Annotated in this window: 14 protein-coding genes and 2 riboswitches; of the genes, 7 read left to right on the top strand and 7 right to left on the bottom strand. The window is 71.1% G+C overall.

What is annotated here, in order from left to right; genetic code table 11:
- Nucleotides 1–266: 266 nt before the first annotated feature.
- On the bottom strand, nt 267–551 hold the full coding sequence (locus ACFZBU_RS22185; protein WP_391585355.1) for a chorismate mutase: 285 nt from the start codon (nt 549–551) through the stop codon (nt 267–269).
- A 290-nt stretch (nt 552–841) separates the two neighbouring features.
- On the opposite strand from ACFZBU_RS22185, the gene guaA reads away from it, so the two are divergent.
- Both guaA and ACFZBU_RS22175 read left to right on the top strand, forming a co-directional pair.
- Nucleotides 842–2,431, top strand: a complete 1,590-nt coding sequence (gene guaA / locus ACFZBU_RS22180; RefSeq protein ID WP_391585354.1) for a glutamine-hydrolyzing GMP synthase — start codon at nt 842–844, stop codon at nt 2,429–2,431.
- A gap of 303 nt (nt 2,432–2,734) precedes the next feature.
- The gene (locus ACFZBU_RS22175; protein WP_391585353.1) at nt 2,735–3,931 is read left to right on the top strand and encodes a hypothetical protein; all 1,197 of its coding nucleotides are present in this window, start codon (nt 2,735–2,737) and stop codon (nt 3,929–3,931) included.
- 148 nt (nt 3,932–4,079) lie between these two features.
- On the opposite strand, the gene pcrA is transcribed toward ACFZBU_RS22175, so the two are convergent.
- Nucleotides 4,080–6,596 carry a DNA helicase PcrA gene (gene pcrA / locus ACFZBU_RS22170; RefSeq protein ID WP_391585352.1) on the bottom strand — a complete coding sequence of 839 codons (2,517 nt, stop codon included), beginning with the start codon at nt 6,594–6,596 and terminating at the stop codon, nt 4,080–4,082.
- Nucleotides 6,597–6,717: 121 nt separating this feature from the next.
- Here pcrA and ACFZBU_RS22165 point away from each other — a divergent pair, with 121 nt between their 5' ends.
- Both ACFZBU_RS22165 and ACFZBU_RS22160 read left to right on the top strand, forming a co-directional pair.
- The gene (locus tag ACFZBU_RS22165) at nt 6,718–7,437 is read left to right on the top strand and encodes a PIG-L deacetylase family protein (RefSeq protein ID WP_391585351.1); all 720 of its coding nucleotides are present in this window, start codon (nt 6,718–6,720) and stop codon (nt 7,435–7,437) included.
- Nucleotides 7,438–7,744: 307 nt separating this feature from the next.
- Nucleotides 7,745–7,883, top strand: a riboswitch (cyclic di-AMP (ydaO/yuaA leader).
- A gap of 9 nt (nt 7,884–7,892) precedes the next feature.
- Nucleotides 7,893–8,975 carry an NlpC/P60 family protein gene (locus tag ACFZBU_RS22160; RefSeq protein ID WP_391585350.1) on the top strand — a complete coding sequence of 361 codons (1,083 nt, stop codon included), beginning with the start codon at nt 7,893–7,895 and terminating at the stop codon, nt 8,973–8,975.
- Between the two features lie 170 nt (nt 8,976–9,145).
- Here the strand turns inward: ACFZBU_RS22160 and ACFZBU_RS22155 are convergent, their stop codons facing one another.
- A complete protein-coding gene (locus ACFZBU_RS22155; protein WP_391585349.1) occupies nt 9,146–9,502 on the bottom strand; it encodes a hypothetical protein in 357 nt (118 codons plus the stop codon).
- Between the two features lie 295 nt (nt 9,503–9,797).
- Nucleotides 9,798–9,980, top strand: a riboswitch (cyclic di-AMP (ydaO/yuaA leader).
- A 9-nt stretch (nt 9,981–9,989) separates the two neighbouring features.
- Between ACFZBU_RS22155 and ACFZBU_RS22150 the strand changes: the two genes are divergently transcribed.
- Nucleotides 9,990–11,102: an NlpC/P60 family protein gene (locus ACFZBU_RS22150; protein ID WP_391585348.1), complete on the top strand. Its 1,113-nt coding sequence runs from the start codon at nt 9,990–9,992 to the stop codon at nt 11,100–11,102.
- A gap of 96 nt (nt 11,103–11,198) precedes the next feature.
- On the opposite strand, the gene ACFZBU_RS22145 is transcribed toward ACFZBU_RS22150, so the two are convergent.
- Together ACFZBU_RS22145 and ACFZBU_RS22140 are read right to left on the bottom strand one after the other, a co-directional pair.
- The gene (locus ACFZBU_RS22145; RefSeq protein WP_391585347.1) at nt 11,199–11,879 is read right to left on the bottom strand and encodes a LuxR C-terminal-related transcriptional regulator; all 681 of its coding nucleotides are present in this window, start codon (nt 11,877–11,879) and stop codon (nt 11,199–11,201) included.
- Complete coding sequence (locus tag ACFZBU_RS22140) at nt 11,876–13,132, bottom strand: PspC domain-containing protein (RefSeq protein WP_391585346.1); 1,257 nt, start codon at nt 13,130–13,132, stop codon at nt 11,876–11,878. The genes ACFZBU_RS22145 and ACFZBU_RS22140 overlap by 4 nt, the downstream gene beginning before the upstream one ends.
- A 133-nt stretch (nt 13,133–13,265) precedes the next feature.
- Here ACFZBU_RS22140 and ACFZBU_RS22135 point away from each other — a divergent pair, with 133 nt between their 5' ends.
- Together ACFZBU_RS22135 and ACFZBU_RS22130 are read left to right on the top strand one after the other, a co-directional pair.
- Nucleotides 13,266–14,555 (top strand): PspC domain-containing protein, encoded by a 1,290-nt coding sequence (locus tag ACFZBU_RS22135; protein WP_391585345.1) that lies wholly within the window; start codon nt 13,266–13,268, stop codon nt 14,553–14,555.
- A gap of 65 nt (nt 14,556–14,620) precedes the next feature.
- Nucleotides 14,621–15,124, top strand: coding sequence for a hypothetical protein (locus tag ACFZBU_RS22130; protein ID WP_391585344.1), 504 nt, complete (start codon nt 14,621–14,623; stop codon nt 15,122–15,124).
- A 65-nt stretch (nt 15,125–15,189) separates the two neighbouring features.
- Here the strand turns inward: ACFZBU_RS22130 and ACFZBU_RS22125 are convergent, their stop codons facing one another.
- Together ACFZBU_RS22125 and ACFZBU_RS22120 are read right to left on the bottom strand one after the other, a co-directional pair.
- A complete protein-coding gene (locus ACFZBU_RS22125) occupies nt 15,190–16,107 on the bottom strand; it encodes a glutathione S-transferase family protein (RefSeq protein WP_391585343.1) in 918 nt (305 codons plus the stop codon).
- 70 nt (nt 16,108–16,177) lie between these two features.
- Nucleotides 16,178–17,848, bottom strand: a complete 1,671-nt coding sequence (locus ACFZBU_RS22120) for a peptidoglycan DD-metalloendopeptidase family protein (protein ID WP_391585342.1) — start codon at nt 17,846–17,848, stop codon at nt 16,178–16,180.
- Nucleotides 17,849–18,099 lie beyond the last annotated feature (251 nt).

Here is an 18,099-nt window from a genome sequence, read left to right as displayed (position 1 = left end):
TGAGTGAGCGGCGGGGGGGGGGGGGGGGGGGGGGGCCGCCCCGGGGGCGCCCCGGCGGGGGGGGGGGGGGGGGGGGGCCCCCCCCCCCCCCCCCCGCCGGCGGGGTTGTGACCGGTTGCTGTCCCCTGCGTCCCGGTCACGACACCAACGCGAGGTCCCACGGCGCACTGGTCGAGCGCGCCTCATCGCGTCGGCGGCCTTGCGTTGCCCGGCCCGCGCATCAAGCGGGCCGGCCATCAGTCACAACGACGGCCGACGCGGTGAGGTTACGCCTGCGGGCGGACCCGACCGCGACACAGTTCCAGAAGCGTCAGCGCCACGGTCGTCCCGGGCTTGCCCAACCCCTCGCGGTAGCGGGCGATGACCTCCATCTCGCGGGTCAACTGCACGCGTGCGCCGCCGGACGCGACGCGGACCCGCTGGATCTCCGCGGAGGTGTCCACCCGCTCGGTGATCAGCGCGATGATCCGTCGGTCGAGATCGTCGATGCGGGCCCGGCCGGCGCCGATCACGTCGTCGGGGGTCTGCGGGTTCGTGGTGGTGTCTTCCATCGATGGCCTGCTCTCCGGAGGGGGTCCGTGCTCCGGGGCGCCGAAGGAAAACGCGAAGACGCCCCGGGTACCGGACCCGAGACGTCTTCGTCTGCCTGTGGCTGTACTCGTTCAGGCGGTGACGGTGGCGCCGGGGATCCCGGTGCCATAGGTAAAGCTGCGCGTCACGTCGAACGAGGACATGGCGCCAGTATGCCGAACCCGCCGGCGCGGACACCAGCCGGGGTCACCCGCGCGGCGCCGGTAGAATCGGCATCCACCCCTTTTTTCGCTTCGCCGGAAGGCCCCTCGTGACCTTTGCCAGCCCGGACGGGGGCGGCACCGAGACCGTCCTCGTCGTCGACTTCGGTGCCCAGTACGCCCAGCTCATCGCCCGCCGGGTGCGCGAGGCGCGCGTGTACAGCGAGATCGTGCCGCACAGCATGCCCGTGGCGGACATGCTCGCGAAGCGGCCGGCCGCGATCATCCTGTCCGGCGGCCCCTCCTCGGTGTACGCGGACGAGGCGCCCAGCATCGACCCGGCGCTGTTCGAGGCCGGTGTCCCGGTGCTCGGCATCTGCTACGGCTTCCAGGCCATGGCGCAGGGTCTGGGCGGCGTGGTCGAGAAGACCGGTCTCGCCGAGTTCGGCGCGACGCCGCTGACGGTGACCGGCACGACGAGCACCTTGTTCGACGGGCTGCCCGCCGACCTGTCGGTGTGGATGTCGCACGGCGACTCGGTCTCCGGTGCGCCGGCCGGCTTCGCGGTCACCGCGACCAGCGCGGGCGCGCCGGTCGCCGCGATCGAGAACGACCGGGCGCGGCTGTACGGCGTGCAGTACCACCCCGAGGTGATGCACAGCGAGCACGGCCAGGCGATCCTGGAGCGCTTCCTGAAGGTGGGCGCCGGGCTCGCGGCGAACTGGACGATGGTCAACATCGTCGAGGAGCAGATCGAGCTGATCCGCGAACAGGTCGGCGACAAGCACGTGATCTGCGGTCTGTCCGGCGGGGTGGACTCCGCGGTCGCCGCGGCGCTGGTGCAGCGCGCGGTCGGGGACAAGCTCACCTGCGTGTTCGTGGACCACGGTCTGCTGCGCAAGGACGAGCCCGAGCAGGTCGAGCGCGACTACGTCGCGGCCACCGGCGTCTCGCTGAAGGTGGTGAACGCGCAGGAGCGGTTCCTGACCGCGCTCGCCGGGGTCACCGACCCCGAGGAGAAGCGCAAGATCATCGGGCGCGAGTTCATCCGCGTGTTCGAGCAGGCCGCGGCCGAGGTGGTCGCCGAGGCCGGCGCGCACGGCGAAGAGGTCGAGTTCCTGGTCCAGGGCACGCTGTACCCTGACGTGGTGGAGTCCGGCGGCGGCACCGGCACCGCGAACATCAAGTCGCACCACAACGTCGGCGGACTGCCCGAGGACCTCCAGTTCAAGCTGATCGAGCCGCTGCGCAAGCTGTTCAAGGACGAGGTGCGCGCGGTCGGCGAGCAACTGGGCCTGCCGTCCGAGATCGTCTGGCGCCAGCCGTTCCCGGGCCCGGGGTTGGGCATCCGGATCATCGGCGAGGTCACCGCCGACCGGCTGGAGATCCTGCGCGAGGCGGACGCGATCGCTCGTGAGGAGTTGTCCCGCGCGGGCATGGACCGGGAGATCTGGCAGTGCCCGGTCGTGCTGCTCGCCGACGTGCGCTCGGTGGGTGTGCAGGGTGACGGCCGCACCTACGGCCACCCGATCGTGTTGCGCCCGGTGTCCTCCGAGGACGCCATGACGGCCGACTGGTCGCGCCTGCCCTACGACCTGCTGGCCCGGATCTCCAACCGGATCACCAACGAGGTCCGGGAGATCAACCGGGTCACGCTGGACGTCACCAGCAAGCCCCCGGGCACCATCGAGTGGGAGTAGTCCCACCGACGGACCGCACGTGTTCGCCGCCGGCCCCCGCCCGATCCCGGGCGGGGGCCGGCGGCGTTCGCGGGGTTCGCCGAGACCCTGTCGAGGAGCCGGCGGGACGCCTTGTGCGGCACCGGGGTTGACGCCGCATCAGGTGTTCGATCGACAAACCGTGCGATCCCTCGACCGGGCCCGTGCGACGCCCCTCGGATGCGGCACAATGTGCCGCTGAACGAGCTCGTTCGTATGTGGTGGTGGGGAGGGCGTGGCGAAGTGGCGCACGGTGTCGGTGTGCACGGACCGGACTGTCATTGCGTGGTCCGGGAGGAATACCGCAGGACCGTCGCCGATTTCGAGACGCTGAGGCGGGCCCTGGCCCGCAAGGAGGGCGTGCCCTCGGCCGTCGCCCACTCCGACGGCGGCGCACGCCAGTGGATCTCCGACGAACTGCGCGGCAAGGCACAGGAGTTGGCCGCCGTACGCCGGGCCCAGGGGCGGGCGTGGCTGCAAGTGCTGGGCGGGCGCGCGCTGATCGTGTTGTGGCTCCTGGTCGCCGTGCTCGTCCTGGTCCAGGCGCTCACCGCGATCGGCGCCGGTTGGACCGGCGCGCGCACCGCCGGGATCGTGGCCGCCGTGGTGGTCGCCGGAGCGCTCAGCGTGGTCGGGTGGGCCGCCCGGGCGAGCGGTGGCGTGTTCGCGCCCGTACGCGGCCTGGACGGCCGCCTGTCCACCTCCAAGGCGGTCGCGGCGCTGTGGATGGTGGCGCTGATGTACTGCTTCGCCTTCCTGGGCATGCGGCTCGCCTCGGCCTCCGGGGACGGCGAGCGGGACCGACTGCTGGATCGACTCGGCAACGTCGCCCTGGACCAGATCACCCTGGTGGCCGCGCCCCTGCTGGCCGCGGTCGCGGTCCGGCGCATCGTCGGCGACAAGGTCGGCCGGCGGGTGCTGCAGAAGCTGCGCGCCGACCAGGCCTCGCTGCGCGACCTGGTCACCGACGACGCCGGCCGGGCCTCCTTCGTGGACGCGCAGTACGTCCTGGTCAACCTGGTCGCGGTGGGCTTCGTGGTGGTCGGTCTGGCCCGCGACCCGGACCGGCTCCCGGACATCCCGGCCACGCTGGTCGCGCTCGCCGTGGTCTCGGTGGTCACCTACCTCGCGGGCAAGCTGGCCGAGAACGACCGCCCGGTGATCCTGTCCGTGGTCCGCGTGCGCTCCCGCGGCGACCTGGACTCCGCCGTCCGCCAGGGCGACGACATCGAGGTGCGCGGGATCAACCTCGCCGCGGGCGGCTCGCACGAGGCGGACCTGCTCGCGCGGGTGGTGGTCAAGTTCGGCGCGGTGCACGTACACGTCCCGCTGATCCCGGCCGACACCGGCTTCGCCAACCCGTCCGACGCGTGCGTGATCGTCCCGGTCCCGGTCGACGTCGAGCCCGGCCGGGTGGAGCTGTGCGTGGTCTCGGCATCCGGCGTGGAGTCGGCGCCCTACGAGATCCAGATCACCGCCTAGCCGTATTCACCGGTCCGGTGGTGCCGGGGCGTGGGCCGTCGGGATCCGCCGGACCGGGCAGGCCCGGTTGCGTGCCGACCGGATGTGCGTGCGGGCCGGGCCGATTCACTCGGCCCGGCCCGCACGCACATTCGACGGGGTCTCGTCGCTACAACTTCTGCACCGGCGCGTAACGCAGCAGCAGGGTCTTCTCGCCGCCGGCGCCGAAGTCGATCGTGGCCTTGGCCTTGTCGCCGGTCTCGGCCGTGGAGACCACCGTGCCCAGGCCGAACTTGTCGTGGGTGACCCGGTCGCCGGGGGACAGCGCGACGATCGGCCGTTCCTTGATCTGCGCGCCCTTGCCGAAGCCGCCGCGCGAGCCGACGGTCGACTTGGTCGCGGACAGCGCCTTGGCCGCCGACGGGGACGTGCCGCGCCAGTCGACCAGCTTCTCGGGCAACTCGCCCAGGAAGCGCGACGGCGGGTTGTACGACGGCGCGCCCCACGCGCTGCGCATCTTCGCGAGCGTGACGTAGAGCCGCTCACGGGCGCGGGTGATGCCGACGTAGGCGAGCCGGCGCTCCTCCTCCAGCTCCTTCGCGTCGCCCAGCGAGCGCATGTGCGGGAAGACGCCGTCCTCCAGGCCGGTCAGGAACACCGTGGGGAACTCCAGGCCCTTGGCGGTGTGCAGGGTCATCAACGTGACCACACCGCCGTCGTCGCCGTCGGTGGGGATCTGGTCGGAGTCCGCCACCAGGGAGACCCGCTCCAGGAAGTCGGCCAGCGTGCCGCCACCGCCCTCCTGGGCCTGGGCCTGTTCGAACTCCAGCGCGACCGCCGCGAGTTCCTGGAGGTTCTCGATCCGGGTCTCGTCCTGCGGATCGCTGGACGCCTGCAACTCGGCCAGGTAGCCGGTCTGTTCCAGGATCGCCTCCAGCACGGTGGCCGGACCCGCGCCGCCGTCCACGACCGCGGTGAGGTCGTCCAACAGCTGGACGAAGCCCTTGACCGCGTTGGCGGAACGCTTGGCCAGGCCCGGCGCGTCCTCCGCGCGACGCAGCGCCTGGGCGAACGGGATCCGGTCGCGGGCGGCGAGCACGTCCAGGCACGCCTCGGCCCGATCGCCGATGCCGCGCTTGGGCACGTTCAGGATCCGTCGCAGCGAGACCGTGTCGTCCGGGTTGGCCAGCAGTCGCAGGTAGGCGAGCACGTCGCGGACCTCGCGGCGCTCGTAGAAGCGCACGCCGCCGACGACCTTGTACGGCAGCCCGACCCGGATGAAGACTTCCTCGAACACTCGGGACTGGGCGTTGGTCCGGTAGAACACCGCGACCTGCCCCGGCTTGGTCTTGCCCGCGTCGGTGAGCCGGTCCACCTCGTCCGCGACGAACTGGGCCTCGTCGTGCTCGTCGTCCGCGACGTAGCCGACGATCGGGGTGCCCGCGCCGGCGTCCGTCCACAGGTTCTTCGCGCGCCGGTTGCTGTTGCGCTCGATCACCGCGTTGGCCGCGCTCAGGATGGTCTGCGTGGAGCGGTAGTTCTGCTCCAGCAGGATGGTCTTGGCGTTCGGGTAGTCGGCCTCGAAGTCGAGGATGTTGCGGATGGTCGCGCCGCGGAACGCGTAGATCGACTGGTCCGCGTCACCCACCACGCACAACTCGGCGGGTTCGATCTCGGCGAGACCGGCCTCGGCCGGGTTGACCAGGTCGCCGTCGATCGTGCGCCGCGGACCGCTGCCCGCCGCGCCGCCGACCAGTTCGCGGACGAGCATGTACTGCGCGTGGTTGGTGTCCTGGTACTCGTCGACCAACACGTGCCGAAAGCGCCGCCGGTAGTGCTCCGCGACGTCGGGGAACGCCTGGAGCAGGTGCACCGTGGTCATGATCAGGTCGTCGAAGTCCAGGGCGTTGGCCTGGCGCAGCCGCTCCTGGTACATCGTGTACGCCTGCGCCAGTATGCGCTCGGTCTCGTTGATCGCCTTCGCGGCGAAGTCCTCGTGATCGATCAGCTCGTTCTTGAGGTTGGAGACCTGCGCGTTGAACTTGCGCGGCGGGAACTTCTTCGGGTCCAGGTCGAGGTCGCGACAGACCATCGCCATCAGCCGCTGCTGATCGGCCGAGTCGTAGATCGAGAACGACGAGCTCATGCCGAGCTTCTTGTACTGCTGCCGCAGGATGCGCACGCACGCCGAGTGGAACGTGGACACCCACATGGCCTTGGTACGCGGGCCGACCAACGCCTCGACCCGTTCGCGCATCTCGGCGGCGGCCTTGTTGGTAAAGGTGATCGCCAGGATCTCGCCGGGATGCGCACCGCGGGCCGCGAGCAGGTGGGCGATCCGGTGGGTCAGCACGCGGGTCTTGCCCGAGCCCGCGCCGGCCACGATGAGCAGCGGGGACCCTTCGTGCACGACCGCGGCGCGTTGTTGCGGGTTCATCCCGTCGAGCAGCCGCGCCGGATCCACGACCGGGCGCGGGGCGCCGTTGCGGTAGTAGGCGTCGCGCGGCTCGGGGGGCGGCGCGTACTGCCCCTCGTACAGGTCGTCCGGATAGTCCTCCGGCAGGCCGTACACGTGGTTGTCGTCCGGCTCGGGCGGTAGCGGGATGTCGTCCGCGGGGCTCGTGGGGGACTTCTTGGCCGCGGTCTCGAAACCGGGCAGGGGGATGTCGTCGAAGAGGCTGCTCATCGTTCCCCGAGTCTAGGTGGGTAACAAGCGAGTCGTGCTCGGCCCTTTGTACGGAGCGGAGATCATTGCGCCGGCGACGGGTTTTCCCGCCGTCGGATCGATCGGACCAAGGGAGTACATCGTGCTGGACGATCGCGACGTGGAGCGGGTCCTGGTGCTGGCCGCGCATCCGGACGACATCGACTACGGGGCGGCGGGGACGGTGGCGACCTGGACCGAGGCCGGCATCGAGGTGAGCTATTGCCTGGTCACCGACGGGGACGCGGGCGGCTTCGACCCGGCGGTGCCGCGATCCGAGATCGGCGGGATCCGGCGGGCCGAGCAGAGCGCGGCGGCGGCGCACGTGGGGGTGCGGCAGCTGTACTGGCTCGGCTACCCGGACGGGCGGCTGGCGGCGACCTTCGAGCTGCGGCGCGACATCACCCGGGTGATCCGGCAGGTGCGCCCGCAGCGCATGGTGATCCCGAGCCCGGAGCGGGACTGGGCCCGGCTCGCGCCCAGTCATCCGGATCACCTGGAGGCGGGCGAGGCGGCGATGCGGGCGATCTATCCGGACGCCCGGAACCCGTTCGCGCACCCCGAGCTGCTGGACGTGGAGGGGCTGAAGGAGTGGACCGTGCCGGAGACGTGGTTGTCGCCGACACCGGCGCCGGACCACGCGGTCGAGGTGAGCGCGGTGTTCGAGCGCAAGATGGCGGCCCTGCTGTCGCACGCGAGTCAGACGAGCCATCTGACCGGGCTGCGTGCGGAGGTCACGACGATGCTCACCCGCAATGCCGAGCGGTTCGGCCTGGGCGCGGGACGGATGGCCGAGGTGTTCCGGGTGGTCGACACCCGTTAGCAGAATGACCGGTTGGCGTCGATCCTGGCGTTGTCCGTGTTCTTGTCCGGGACTACTTGGACAGGTCATATCAGGACAATCATCAGAAAAATTGATCACAATGGACTTTCCGGAATCCGCGCGCTTTTCCCGAGATACACGGAGAAGGAAACGGTGATTTTGGTAAAGTTTTGGCAATGCGGTGGCTGATGATGATGGTCCTGACACGCCTGTGACTAGTGTTCTGCGACAGGCGATCGGCTCGACGTCGGCCACCCGGTCGACACGATCACCTCCGCCGAATTCGGGGACGCGTTCAGGTGACGGTGGGTAACCATCGTCGACGATGCGAAGCCGGAACCGGGGACCCTTGCAGTCCCTGGGGTGAATCGGTGCCTCGGCACCGTAGGGCGCCTTCTTCCGCCCGAACCCGTCAGCTAACCCGGTAGGCGGCCGAGGAAGGAGACTCGCCACCAGTGGCGTCCCAACGTCGACCCGGGCAGCACCGCAAGCCCAAGCCGCGCACCGCCGTGCGTACCGCAGCGACCGTAGTGACGGCCGCCGCGACGATGACCGGCGTGATGACCTTTGCCGGCACCGCGAGCGCGGATCCCGCCGCATCCTTCGAGCAGGTCAAGCAGCAGGTCAACCAGCTGCACAGTGACGTGGTCAAGGTGACCGACGTCGCCAACGGCGTCGAGGATCAGCTGGAAAAGAAGCAGGTCACCGCGAATCAGACGCAGGCTCGCGTCACCGAGGAACAGATCGCGCTGAACGCTCTGCGTGATCAGATCGGTGTCCTGGCGGCGAACCAGTACCGCAGCGGCGGCCTGCCGCCGTCGTTGTCGCTGGCGCTCAGCGGCGACCCCGAGGGTTACCTGCAGAAGTCGCAGATGATGTCCCAGCTCGACGGTCAGCAGGCCGCCAAGCTGAAGCAGATCGCGGCGCAGGCCCGGGTTCTCCAGCAGGACCGCACCGAGGCCTCCTCGCAGCTGGCCGAGCTGGAGAAGCTGCGGACCGAGCTGAACAAGAACAAGACCGAGATCCAGGCCAAGCTCGCCGAGGCCCAGCGGCTGCTGAACACGCTCACCGAACAGCAGAAGAAGGCAGTCCTCGACTCGGACGAGCACGAGGGCGACACCACGCGGGGCAACGACCGCAGCTCGCGGGACAAGGCGGAGACGCCGCCGGCGACCAACATCCCCGCGTCCGGTCGGGCCGCGGCCGCGATCGCGTTCGCGCGGGCCCAGATCGGCAAGGCGTACGTGTCGGGCGCCGAGGGGCCCAGCTCCTACGACTGCTCGGGGCTGACCCAGGCGTCGTGGAAGGCCGCGGGCGTCAGGCTGTCCCGGACCACCTGGACCCAGGTCAACGACGGTCCGCGCGTCGCGAAGGGTTCGCTCCAGCCGGGCGACCTGGTGTTCTTCTACTCGGACAACCGGCACGTGGGCCTCTACATCGGCGGCGGCAAGATCATCCACGCCCCGCGTCCCGGCAAGACCGTGACCGAGGCGCCGCTCGACTCGATGCCGTTCTACGCGGCGATTCGACCCGGGTAAATCCACCGGTCGCCCGAAAAACCTCGACGGCGCCCTCCCGCGGATTCATTCCGCGTGGAGGGCGCCGTCGTGTGTACCGGGTGCGGCGTCGCTCGGACCGCCGACCTGCGTCGCTCGCCCAGGCGGTTCGGCTCGTGCCGGCGGTGGGCGGAGTCGGTGTCGGCGGGGTCTCAGGTCCACATGACCGCGATGGCGATGTTCGCCACGGTCAGCAGGCCGATCGCGCCGAGCACCTTGGAGGACACCCGGTCCGCGGCGCGGTTGCCCCAGACCAGCAGCAGGATGGCCAGCAGAATGACCAGCTTGGTGCCGATCTTGGCGTTGTCCACGTCCTTGTCCGGACCGGCCTGGACCACGCCGACCAGGGCCAGGCCGGTAACCAGCATGGTCAGCGCGCCGTGCGTCATCGCGGGCACGATCCGCCCGTCGCCGGTGCGCAGCGCGGACATCTGGGTGAGGAAGCCGCCGAGCAGGGACGCGATGCCCACGATGTGCAGGACCAGCAGGATCTGCCGCAGAACGTCCACGTCGTACAACTCCTCGTCGACCGTCGCGCGGCACCGGGATGCCGCGAATGTTGCCCGGCAGCCTAGCCGGCACGGGTCGATGACTCTCCGGCGGGTTATACGTGATCAACAGTCGCCAAATCGTCCCAAGATCGACTTTCGGGAATCCGCGCGCTTATCCCGAGATACACGGAGAAGGAAACGGCGAATTTGGTAAAGATTTGGCAATGCGAAGGTTGGTGGTGATGGCCGTGACACTCCTGTGACTAGTGTTCTGCGACAGGCGATCGGCTCGACGTCGGCCACCCGGTCGACACGATCGCCACCGCCGAATTCGGGGACGCATTTCGGTGACGGTGGGTGACCACCGTCATTGTGATGGGAAGCCGGAACCGGGGACCCTCGCAGTCCCTGGGGTGAATCGGTGCCTCGGCACCGTAGGGCGCCTTCTTCCGCCCGAACCCGTCAGCTAACCCGGTAGGCGGCCGAGGAAGGAGACTCGCCACCAGTGGCGTCCCAACGTCGACCCGGGCAGCACCGCAAGCCCAAGCCGCGCACCGCCGTGCGTACCGCAGCGACCGTGGTCACGGCCGCCGCGACGATGACCGGCGTGATGACCTTCGCCGGCACCGCGAGCGCGGATCCCGCGCAGTCGTTCCAGCAGACCAAGGAACGCGTCAACCGGCTGCACAGTGACGTGATCAAGGCCACCGACGCCGCCAATGGCGTCGAGGAGCAGATCACCAAGCAGCAGGGCACCGCGAACCAGACGCAGGCCCGGATCACCGAGGAACAAACCGCTCTGAACGCTCTGCGTGATCAGATCGGTGTCCTGGCGGCGAACCAGTACCGCAGCGGCGGCCTGCCGCCGTCGTTGTCGCTGGCGCTCAGCGGCGACCCCGAGGGCTTCCTGCAGAAGTCGCAGATGATGTCCCAGCTCGACGGTCAGCAGGCCGCCAAGCTGAAGCAGATCGCGGCGCAGGCCCGGGTTCTCCAGCAGGACCGCACCGAGGCCTCTGCACAGCTGGCCGAGCTGGAGAAGCTGCGGACCGAGCTGAACAAGAACAAGACCGAGATCCAGGCCAAGCTCGCCGAGGCCCAGCGGCTGCTGAACACGCTCACCGAACAGCAGAAGAAGGAAGTGCTCGACTCCGACGAGCACGTGGGCAATACGGGCAACGCAGGCAACGCGGACACGACGCGGACCGGCAACGACCGCAGTTCGCGGGACAAGCCGGACACGCCGCCGCCGGCGACCAATGTCCCCGTGTCCGGCCGGGCCGCGGCCGCGGTCGCGTTCGCGAAGTCCCAGATCGGCAAGCCGTATTCGCCCCGGGCCGTGGGCCCCGACTCCTACGACTGCTCCGGGCTGACCCAGGCATCGTGGAAGGCCGCGAACGTCAGCCTGACCCGGACCACCTGGACCCAGGTCAACGACGGTCCGCGGATCTCCAAGGACGCGCTCCAGCCGGGCGACCTGGTGTTCTACTACCCGGACAACTCGCACGTGGGCATCTACGTCGGCGGCGGGCAGATCGTGCACGCCCCGCGGCCGGGCAAGAACGTGACCTACGCACCGGTGGGCTCGATGCCGTTCTACGCGGCCGTTCGACCCGGTTAGAGTCACCGGTCGCGCGTAGAGACCTCGACAGCGCCCTCCCCCGGACCCGTTCCGGAGGAGGACGCCGTCGTTTTTCGTGCTCCGCGTGCGTCGGGGTCAGACCAGTCGCCGGTCGGTCGCCCAGCGGGTCAGCTCGTGCCGGTTGGACAACTGCAACTTGCGCAGTACGGCGGACACATGGGTCTCCACGGTCTTGACCGAGATGACCAGGCGCCGGGCGATCTCCTTGTACGCGTAGCCGCGTGCGATCAGCCGCAGCACCTCGCGCTCGCGCTGGGTGAGTCGATCCAGATCCTCGTCGATCGGCGGCACGTCGGTGGCCGCGAACGCGTCCAGCACGAAGCCCGCCAGGCGCGGCGAGAACACCGCGTCGCCCTCGCCGACCCGGCCGATCGCCCGGATCAGCTCGTCGCCGGTGATCGACTTGGTCACGTAGCCCCGGGCCCCGCCGCGGATCACCCCGATCACGTCCTCGGCGGCGTCCGACACCGACAACGCGAGGAAGCGCACGGCCGGGATCAGCGACGCGCACCGGCGCAGCACCTCGACCCCGCCGCCACCGGGCAGGTGCACGTCCAGGAGCACCACCTCGGGGCGGGTCTCGGTGACCACCGCCACCGCGCTCGCGACGTCGTCGGCCTCGCCGACCACCTCGACCGCCTCGCCGATCTCGGCGCGCACGCCGGTCCGGAACATCCGGTGATCGTCGACCAGGACCACCCGGGTACGGGCGGCCGTCCCCTCGGGGTGCTCCGTGCTGCTCTCGGTGGCGTTCACGTGTTCGTCCTTCCCACAGCGGCCCGGCCGGCGTCGGCGCGGCGCATCTCCAGCTCGACCTCGGTGCCCTCACCGGGTTCGCTGCGGATGTGCGCGGCGCCCCCGTTGCGGCGCATGCGCCCGATCACGGACTCTCGCACACCCAGCCGGTCGGCGGGCACCGTCTCCGGGTCGAAACCGGGTCCGCGGTCGCGCACGAAGACCGTGACCGTGTCCTCGTCGGCCTCGCCGAACACCGCGATCGCCGCTCCGCCCGCGTACTTCGCCGCATTGACCATCGCCTCGCGGGCGGCGGCCACCAGCGCGGCCAGCTTGTCGTCCACCGGGCAATCGCCCACGCACACCACCTCGATCGACACCCCGTGCGCGTCCTCGACCTCGGCCGCGGTCGAGCGCAGCGCGGCGGCGAAGGTGCGGTCCGGCTCCTCGCCGTCGGGGCGGTACAACCACGCGCGCAACTCGCGCTCCTGGGCGCGGGCCAACCGGGCCACCTCGCGCGGGTCCTCGACCTGGCGCTGGATCAGGGTCAGCGTGTGCAGCACCGAGTCGTGCACGTGCGCGGCCACCTCGGCCCGCTCCTGGGCCCGGATCCGGGCCCGGCGCTCGACGCCCAGTTCGCGGGTCTGCCGGAGCAGATACGGCCCGAAGATGACCAGCAGGCCGACCAGGAGCAGCCCGGCCCCGCGCATCGCGGCCAGCGCGTCGCCGATGCCGCCCCGGCCGAACGAGAAGAACACCAGGCCGGCCAGCACCAGCACGGCGCCGACGACGGTGCGCAGCGCGCCGGCCACCCGGCTGCGGCCGTCGAGCGAGAACCACCGGTTGCGCTGCGACTCGTCGGCCTGGCGCCACAACAGGATCACGCCGGGACCGGCCACCAGCAGCGGCCAGATCCAGTCGCCGACCTTGGTCCCGCTCGTGGTCGCGCCCACACCGGTGAGCATGGTCGCCGCGATCAGCACGATGATCATCGCGAGCGCCTGGTGCCGCTCCCGCCCGCGTTCGCGCCCGGCCGGGGCCGCCCCGCCCTGCGGTACGAAGACCCAGAACGCCGCGTAGAGCGCGATCCCCATTCCCGCGAAGAAGGCCAGTGCGACGAAGGCGATCCGCAGCAGCAGCACCTCGACGCCGAGGTGCTCGGCCAGGCCACGCGCGACGCCGCCGGCGAGCCGGTGGGAGGAGGCGCGGCGGAGCCGGGGAGTCGGTGGCGCGGGCCGGACGGGCGCGGCGGGCGGGGGGTAAACGGCGGTCACACGACCGATCGTCACACGCCGGCAAGAGCGTACGCATCAGGGCCCGACCCTGATTCGTCCTCAGGGTCGAACCAGGGGTGCGCCAGGGCGGAGCCCGATGGGAAGCGGGCTCCGCGGGCGCCACGATGGACCCATGAACGACGACATGAAACCCGGTATCTCGGCCGGCGACCGGGCCGGCGGCGCCCCGGGCGGCCCTGCGGGGTCGTCCGCGGCGCCCACGACGACGATTCGCCCCCCACTGCTGCGCAGCACCGAGGACCGGATGGTCTCGGGCGTGTGCGGTGGCCTCGGCGAACACTTCGGCCTCGACCCCGTGATCTTCCGCATCGTGTTCGCGGTGCTCTCGCTCTTCGGCGGGGTGGGCGTACTGGTGTACAGCCTGGGCTGGCTGTTGATCCCGGCCCGCGGGGAGGAGCAGCCGATGCTGCGCCGAATCCTCTCCGGGAAGTTCGACTACGGGGCGTCGGCAGCCACCGTGGTCGCCGTCATGGGGGTCGCCTTGTTCTTCACCTACCTGGACTCGGGCTTCGGCCGGTCCGTCCCGTTGCTGATGATCACCGCCGTGGTGCTGTTCATGGTGTGGTCCGACACGAAGAAGAAGCAGCAGGCCGCCGTCGGCGCGGCCGGGGCCGCGGCGATGGCGGCGGCACCGGCCCAGGTGGACGTCCGGCCGGACGGCGCGACGGTGCCCGGGCCGCCGATGTGGTGGCAGGTGCCGGGTGCGAGTGCGGGGGCGGCGTCCGGGGGCGAGGATCGGCCCGTGCCGCCGCCGGCTCCGCAACGGCCCAGGCGTCCGCGCTCGTACGTGTCCCTGGCCACGCTGTCGGTGGCCACGATGGCCGGCGGTCTGCTGTGGGTGCTCGACCACACCGGCGCCGTGGACGTGACGTTCACCGTCACGCTCGCGATCCTGCTCGGCATCGTGGGCCTGGGTCTGCTCGCGGGCAGCTGGTTCGGCCGGGCGCGGTTGCTGATCCTGCCCGCGCTCGCCCTCACCGCGATGCTGGCCGCGATCACCGCGATCAGCGTGCCGTTGACCGGTCCGTCGGGCGAGCGCACCTACCGGCCCACCACGGTCGCCGCACTGCCGACCTCGTACCACCTGGGCGTGGGCGCGATGGACATCGACCTGCGCCGGCTCGATCTCGGGCCGGGCGGCAGCGCGACGGTCAAGGCCCGGATCGGCGCCGGACAGATCCAGGTCTGGGTGCCGGACGACGTCACGGTGGTGTTCAAGGGCGGCGTCGACCTCGGTCGGGTGCGCACGCCGACCGGCCGGGACGACGGCTACCGGCCGGAGCGCATCGAGACCACCGCCCCGCAGGTCGGGCCCGGCCGCGGCACGATCACGCTCGACCTGAAGGTCGGCGTCGGCGAGGTCGAGGTGCTGGACGGGGACGACGGGCGGGAGCCGCGATGAGCGCGTCGATCGACACCCCGAACGACCCGGCGGACGAGCGTGACCCGTATGGAGGGCGATTCCCGATGAGGCCGAACAGGTACCGCTTCGACCCGATGGCGCTGATCGCGGGCACGGTCTTCGCCGGCATCGCGATCGCCTACCTGCTGCGCGCGTCCGGCACGCTGACGGTGCGCCCCGAGTGGACACTGGCCACCGCGGCGATCGGCGTGGGCCTGGCCGGCCTCGCGGGAGCGCTGTGGGCGATGTTGCCGTCGCGTGGACCCGCGCCGGCGGCGATGGGTCGACCGGCGTCCGCGACCACGTTCGCGCCGACCGCGCCCCACGCGGCTGGGGATGCCGTGGTCGAGTCGTACCCGGGCGGCGGTGCGGCGGGCGGGGACCGGCCCCGTCCGGGCGCGCCGGGTGCGGGCGAGGTCGAAACCCACCCGGGTGCGTCCAGTGCGGCCGAGGACGAGCCGTACGCGGTCGCGGTGGTCGAGGCCGAGGCCGGCGTCGTCGTCGACCCGGTGGTCGAGGACGAGCACCCCGAGGATCCGGGGCCGCCGACCGTGGACCTGACCAAGTAGCCGCCGGGCGACGCACGGAGCGGGGGCGGGCCGACGGCCCGCCCCCGCTCCGTGTCGTGCTCGCTTCAGCCGCGCCCGTGCGGCGTGTGCCACAGCGCCGGGTCCGGCCCCTTGGGCACGATGCCGGTCGGATTGATCCGGTCGTGCGTGACGTAGTAGTGCCGCTTGATGTGGTCGAAGTCGACCGTGTCGCCGAAGCCTTCGGTCTGGAACAGGTCGCGGGCGTAGGCCCACAGGACCGGGTACTCGGTCAGCTTGCGCAGGTTGGTCTTGAAGTGGCCGTGGTAGACCGCGTCGAACCGGACCAGGGTGGTGAACAGCCGGATGTCCGCCTCGGTGATCGTGTCGCCGACCAGGTAGCGCTGCCCGGCCAGCCGCTCCTCCAGCGCGTCCAGACGGGCGAACAGCGCGTCGAACGCGGCCTCGTACGCCTCCTGCGTGGTGGCGAACCCGCAGCGGTACACGCCGTTGTTCACGTCCCGGAACACGTCCGCGTTGATCGCGTCGATCTCGGCGCGCAGCCGCTCCGGATACAGGTCCGGCGCGCCGGCGCGGTGCAGCGCGGTCCAGCGGGTGGAGAGGTCGAGGGTGATCTGCGGGTAGTCGTTGGTGACGACGTGGCCGGAGCGCAGGTCGATGATCGCGGGCACCGTCACCCGGCCGCTGTAGGTCGGGTCACTGGCCCGATAGGCGTCGGCCAGGAACGCCAGACCGGTGACCGGATCGCGCCCGTCGGGGTGATTGGTGAACCGCCACCCGGCCTCGTCCCGGATCGGATCCACGATCGACAACCCGAGTGCCTCCTCCAGCCCGAGCAGACGCCGCACGATCACCGCGCGATGCGCCCACGGACACGCCAACGACACGACGAGCCGATACCGACCGGCCTCCGGCTCGGGTCGCCCGGTGAACCGATTGGCCTGCCGGACGAACTCTCCGCCCCTGCCCGACTCGGCCGTGAACTGCGCATCGGAAGTGGTCATGCGTCCACGGTAGATCGCCGAGCCCCGGATCGGGGGCCTCCGAGCCGACGCCGGCCCGACGCGCCCGCCGTCAGGTCGGGTCCAGGCCGTTCGCCCGGAGCCAGGGGAGGGGGTTGATCGGGGCGCCGCCGCCGGGGCGGACCTCGAAGTGCAGGTGCGGGCCGGTGCTGTTGCCGGTGTCGCCGCTGTAGGCGATCACGTCGCCCGCCTTGACCGGGCCGGAGCGGACCTTGGCCCGGGTCAGGTGGCAGTACCAGGTTTCGGTGCCGTCCTTGCCGGTCAGGATCACCATGTTGCCGTAGGCGGTGTTGAACTGGGTGCGGACCACGCCGTCCATCACCGCGACCACCGGGGTGTTCAGGTCGACCGGGAAGTCGATGCCGGTGTGCGTGTGCGCCCAGCGGGAGCCGGACGAGCCGAAATAGGCGCTGAGGCCGCGCTGAGCGACCGGAAGCACGTACTTGGGCCTGAGGGACTCCCGGCGCTTGCGCTCGACTTCCTGGGCCCGTTGTGTCTCTTCCTGGCGCTCCTGGAGCGAGATCCGGGTCTGTGCCCGGCCGGCGCGCTCGGCGAAGTCCTCGGCGCCGACCTGGAGGTCCATCAACTGCTTGTCCATCGGCGACATCAGCGGCAGGTCCTCGCCGCCCGCCACCGGGTCCGCGTCCTTGGTCTCGGCGCCCGCGGTGTGCAGGCCGCCGACCGCGGCGACGGCCATCGCGGCCGCGCCCATCACCGCGAGCGGTGCGCCGGCGGTCAGCGGGAACGCGCGTTTGCGCTTGATCCGGGCCTTGTCGGCGGTTTCCTTCGGCTTCGCGTCCTTGGCCGGCTTCTCCCGCCGCTCGACCCGCTCGACCCGTACCGGCTCGACCCGTGGGTCGTCCGCCTCGGTTCCGTTGTCGGTCGGGGCCGGCACGCTGTCGTCATGGTCACCGGGATCGAAGGCGGGCTCGACCGGCGCGCGGGTCGCGCCGTCGTCGAACAGGTCCGTCGTCGAGCGGTTGCCACCGGACCACATGTCGGCGTCGTCGCGCGCCGGCACGGGGGAGAACCAGGTGTCGGATTCCCACGCGGCGGTGTCCGAAGCGGCGTACCACATACCGGTGTTCGAGCCGCCGTCCCAGGACGGGTCGACGTACGGCGTGGCCGGCGCGGTCTGGACCGCGGTGTCGGTGCCCGCCCAGGTCCGGGTCTGCGTGTCGGTGCCGTAGGCGTCGTACGCGCCGCTGTCGGCCACCGCCGCGTAGCCGTACGTGCCGGTCGCGTCGTAGCCGGTACCGGTGGCGTATTCGCCCGTGACCGCGGTGTGCGCGCCGCTGTCGTACCCGTCCGCCCGGCCGTACGCGTCGTAGGCCGGGACCGCGGTGTATCCCGAGGAGTCGTAGGCGGGTCGGTACCCGGAGGCGTCGTGGCCCGAGGAGCCGTAGGCCGCGGAGTCGTGGCCCGACGCGTCGTAGCCGACGTGGGCCTGGTTCGAGGAGGCGTAGTCGACGGCGGCGTAGGTCCCGCTCGCGTCGTACCCGTCGTACGTCGGGGTCGGCACGCCCCAACCGCCCGATGAGTCGACCGCCTGGTACCCGGAACCGGTCGCATACGCGTTCGCGTCGTAACCGGCGCCCGGTCCGTACCCCTGGTCGTAGCCGCCCTGGATCGAACCGGACGGGCCGTAAGGGGAGTACGCACCCTCGGCGTCCGGGACGTAGCGACCCTGCTGATCCTCGCTCGGATAGCGAACGTCCGTCACCTACGTCGCCTTCGTCTCGGGGGCTGGTCGGAATCGGACTGTAGTGCTCTTGACGTTCACAGGACAATCCTCGCGATAAGAACCGCAGGTCAGGCCGCCGAGCGGGTGACGCGATCCGGCACGGCCGAACCCGCTCGGGCGGGCTGCGGATCGGCGCCGGGGTCGACCGGCGACACCGTTCCGCCCGCCCGATCGAGGTGTCGTCCCGGCGGTGCGGCGCCGCCCCCCGCGTCGGCGCGGACCGGGGCGGG

Origin of the sequence: Embleya sp. NPDC008237 (genome assembly GCF_042956465.1) — a bacterium.
In the GTDB taxonomy this organism is placed as follows: Bacteria; Actinomycetota; Actinomycetes; order Streptomycetales; family Streptomycetaceae; genus Embleya.
This window is presented reverse-complemented; position numbering and strand designations above follow the sequence as displayed.

What these genes read in the sequence shown, in the direction of transcription:
- ACFZBU_RS22185 (WP_391585355.1), bottom strand. Translation starts at nt 551, where the DNA reads ATGGAAGACACCACCACGAACCCGCAGACCCCCGACGACGTGATCGGC.
- pcrA (WP_391585352.1), bottom strand. Translation starts at nt 6,596, where the DNA reads ATGAGCAGCCTCTTCGACGACATCCCCCTGCCCGGTTTCGAGACCGCG.
- ACFZBU_RS22135 (WP_391585345.1), top strand. Translation starts at nt 13,266, where the DNA reads ATGAACGACGACATGAAACCCGGTATCTCGGCCGGCGACCGGGCCGGC.
- ACFZBU_RS22130 (WP_391585344.1), top strand. Translation starts at nt 14,621, where the DNA reads ATGAGGCCGAACAGGTACCGCTTCGACCCGATGGCGCTGATCGCGGGC.
- ACFZBU_RS22125 (WP_391585343.1), bottom strand. Translation starts at nt 16,107, where the DNA reads ATGACCACTTCCGATGCGCAGTTCACGGCCGAGTCGGGCAGGGGCGGA.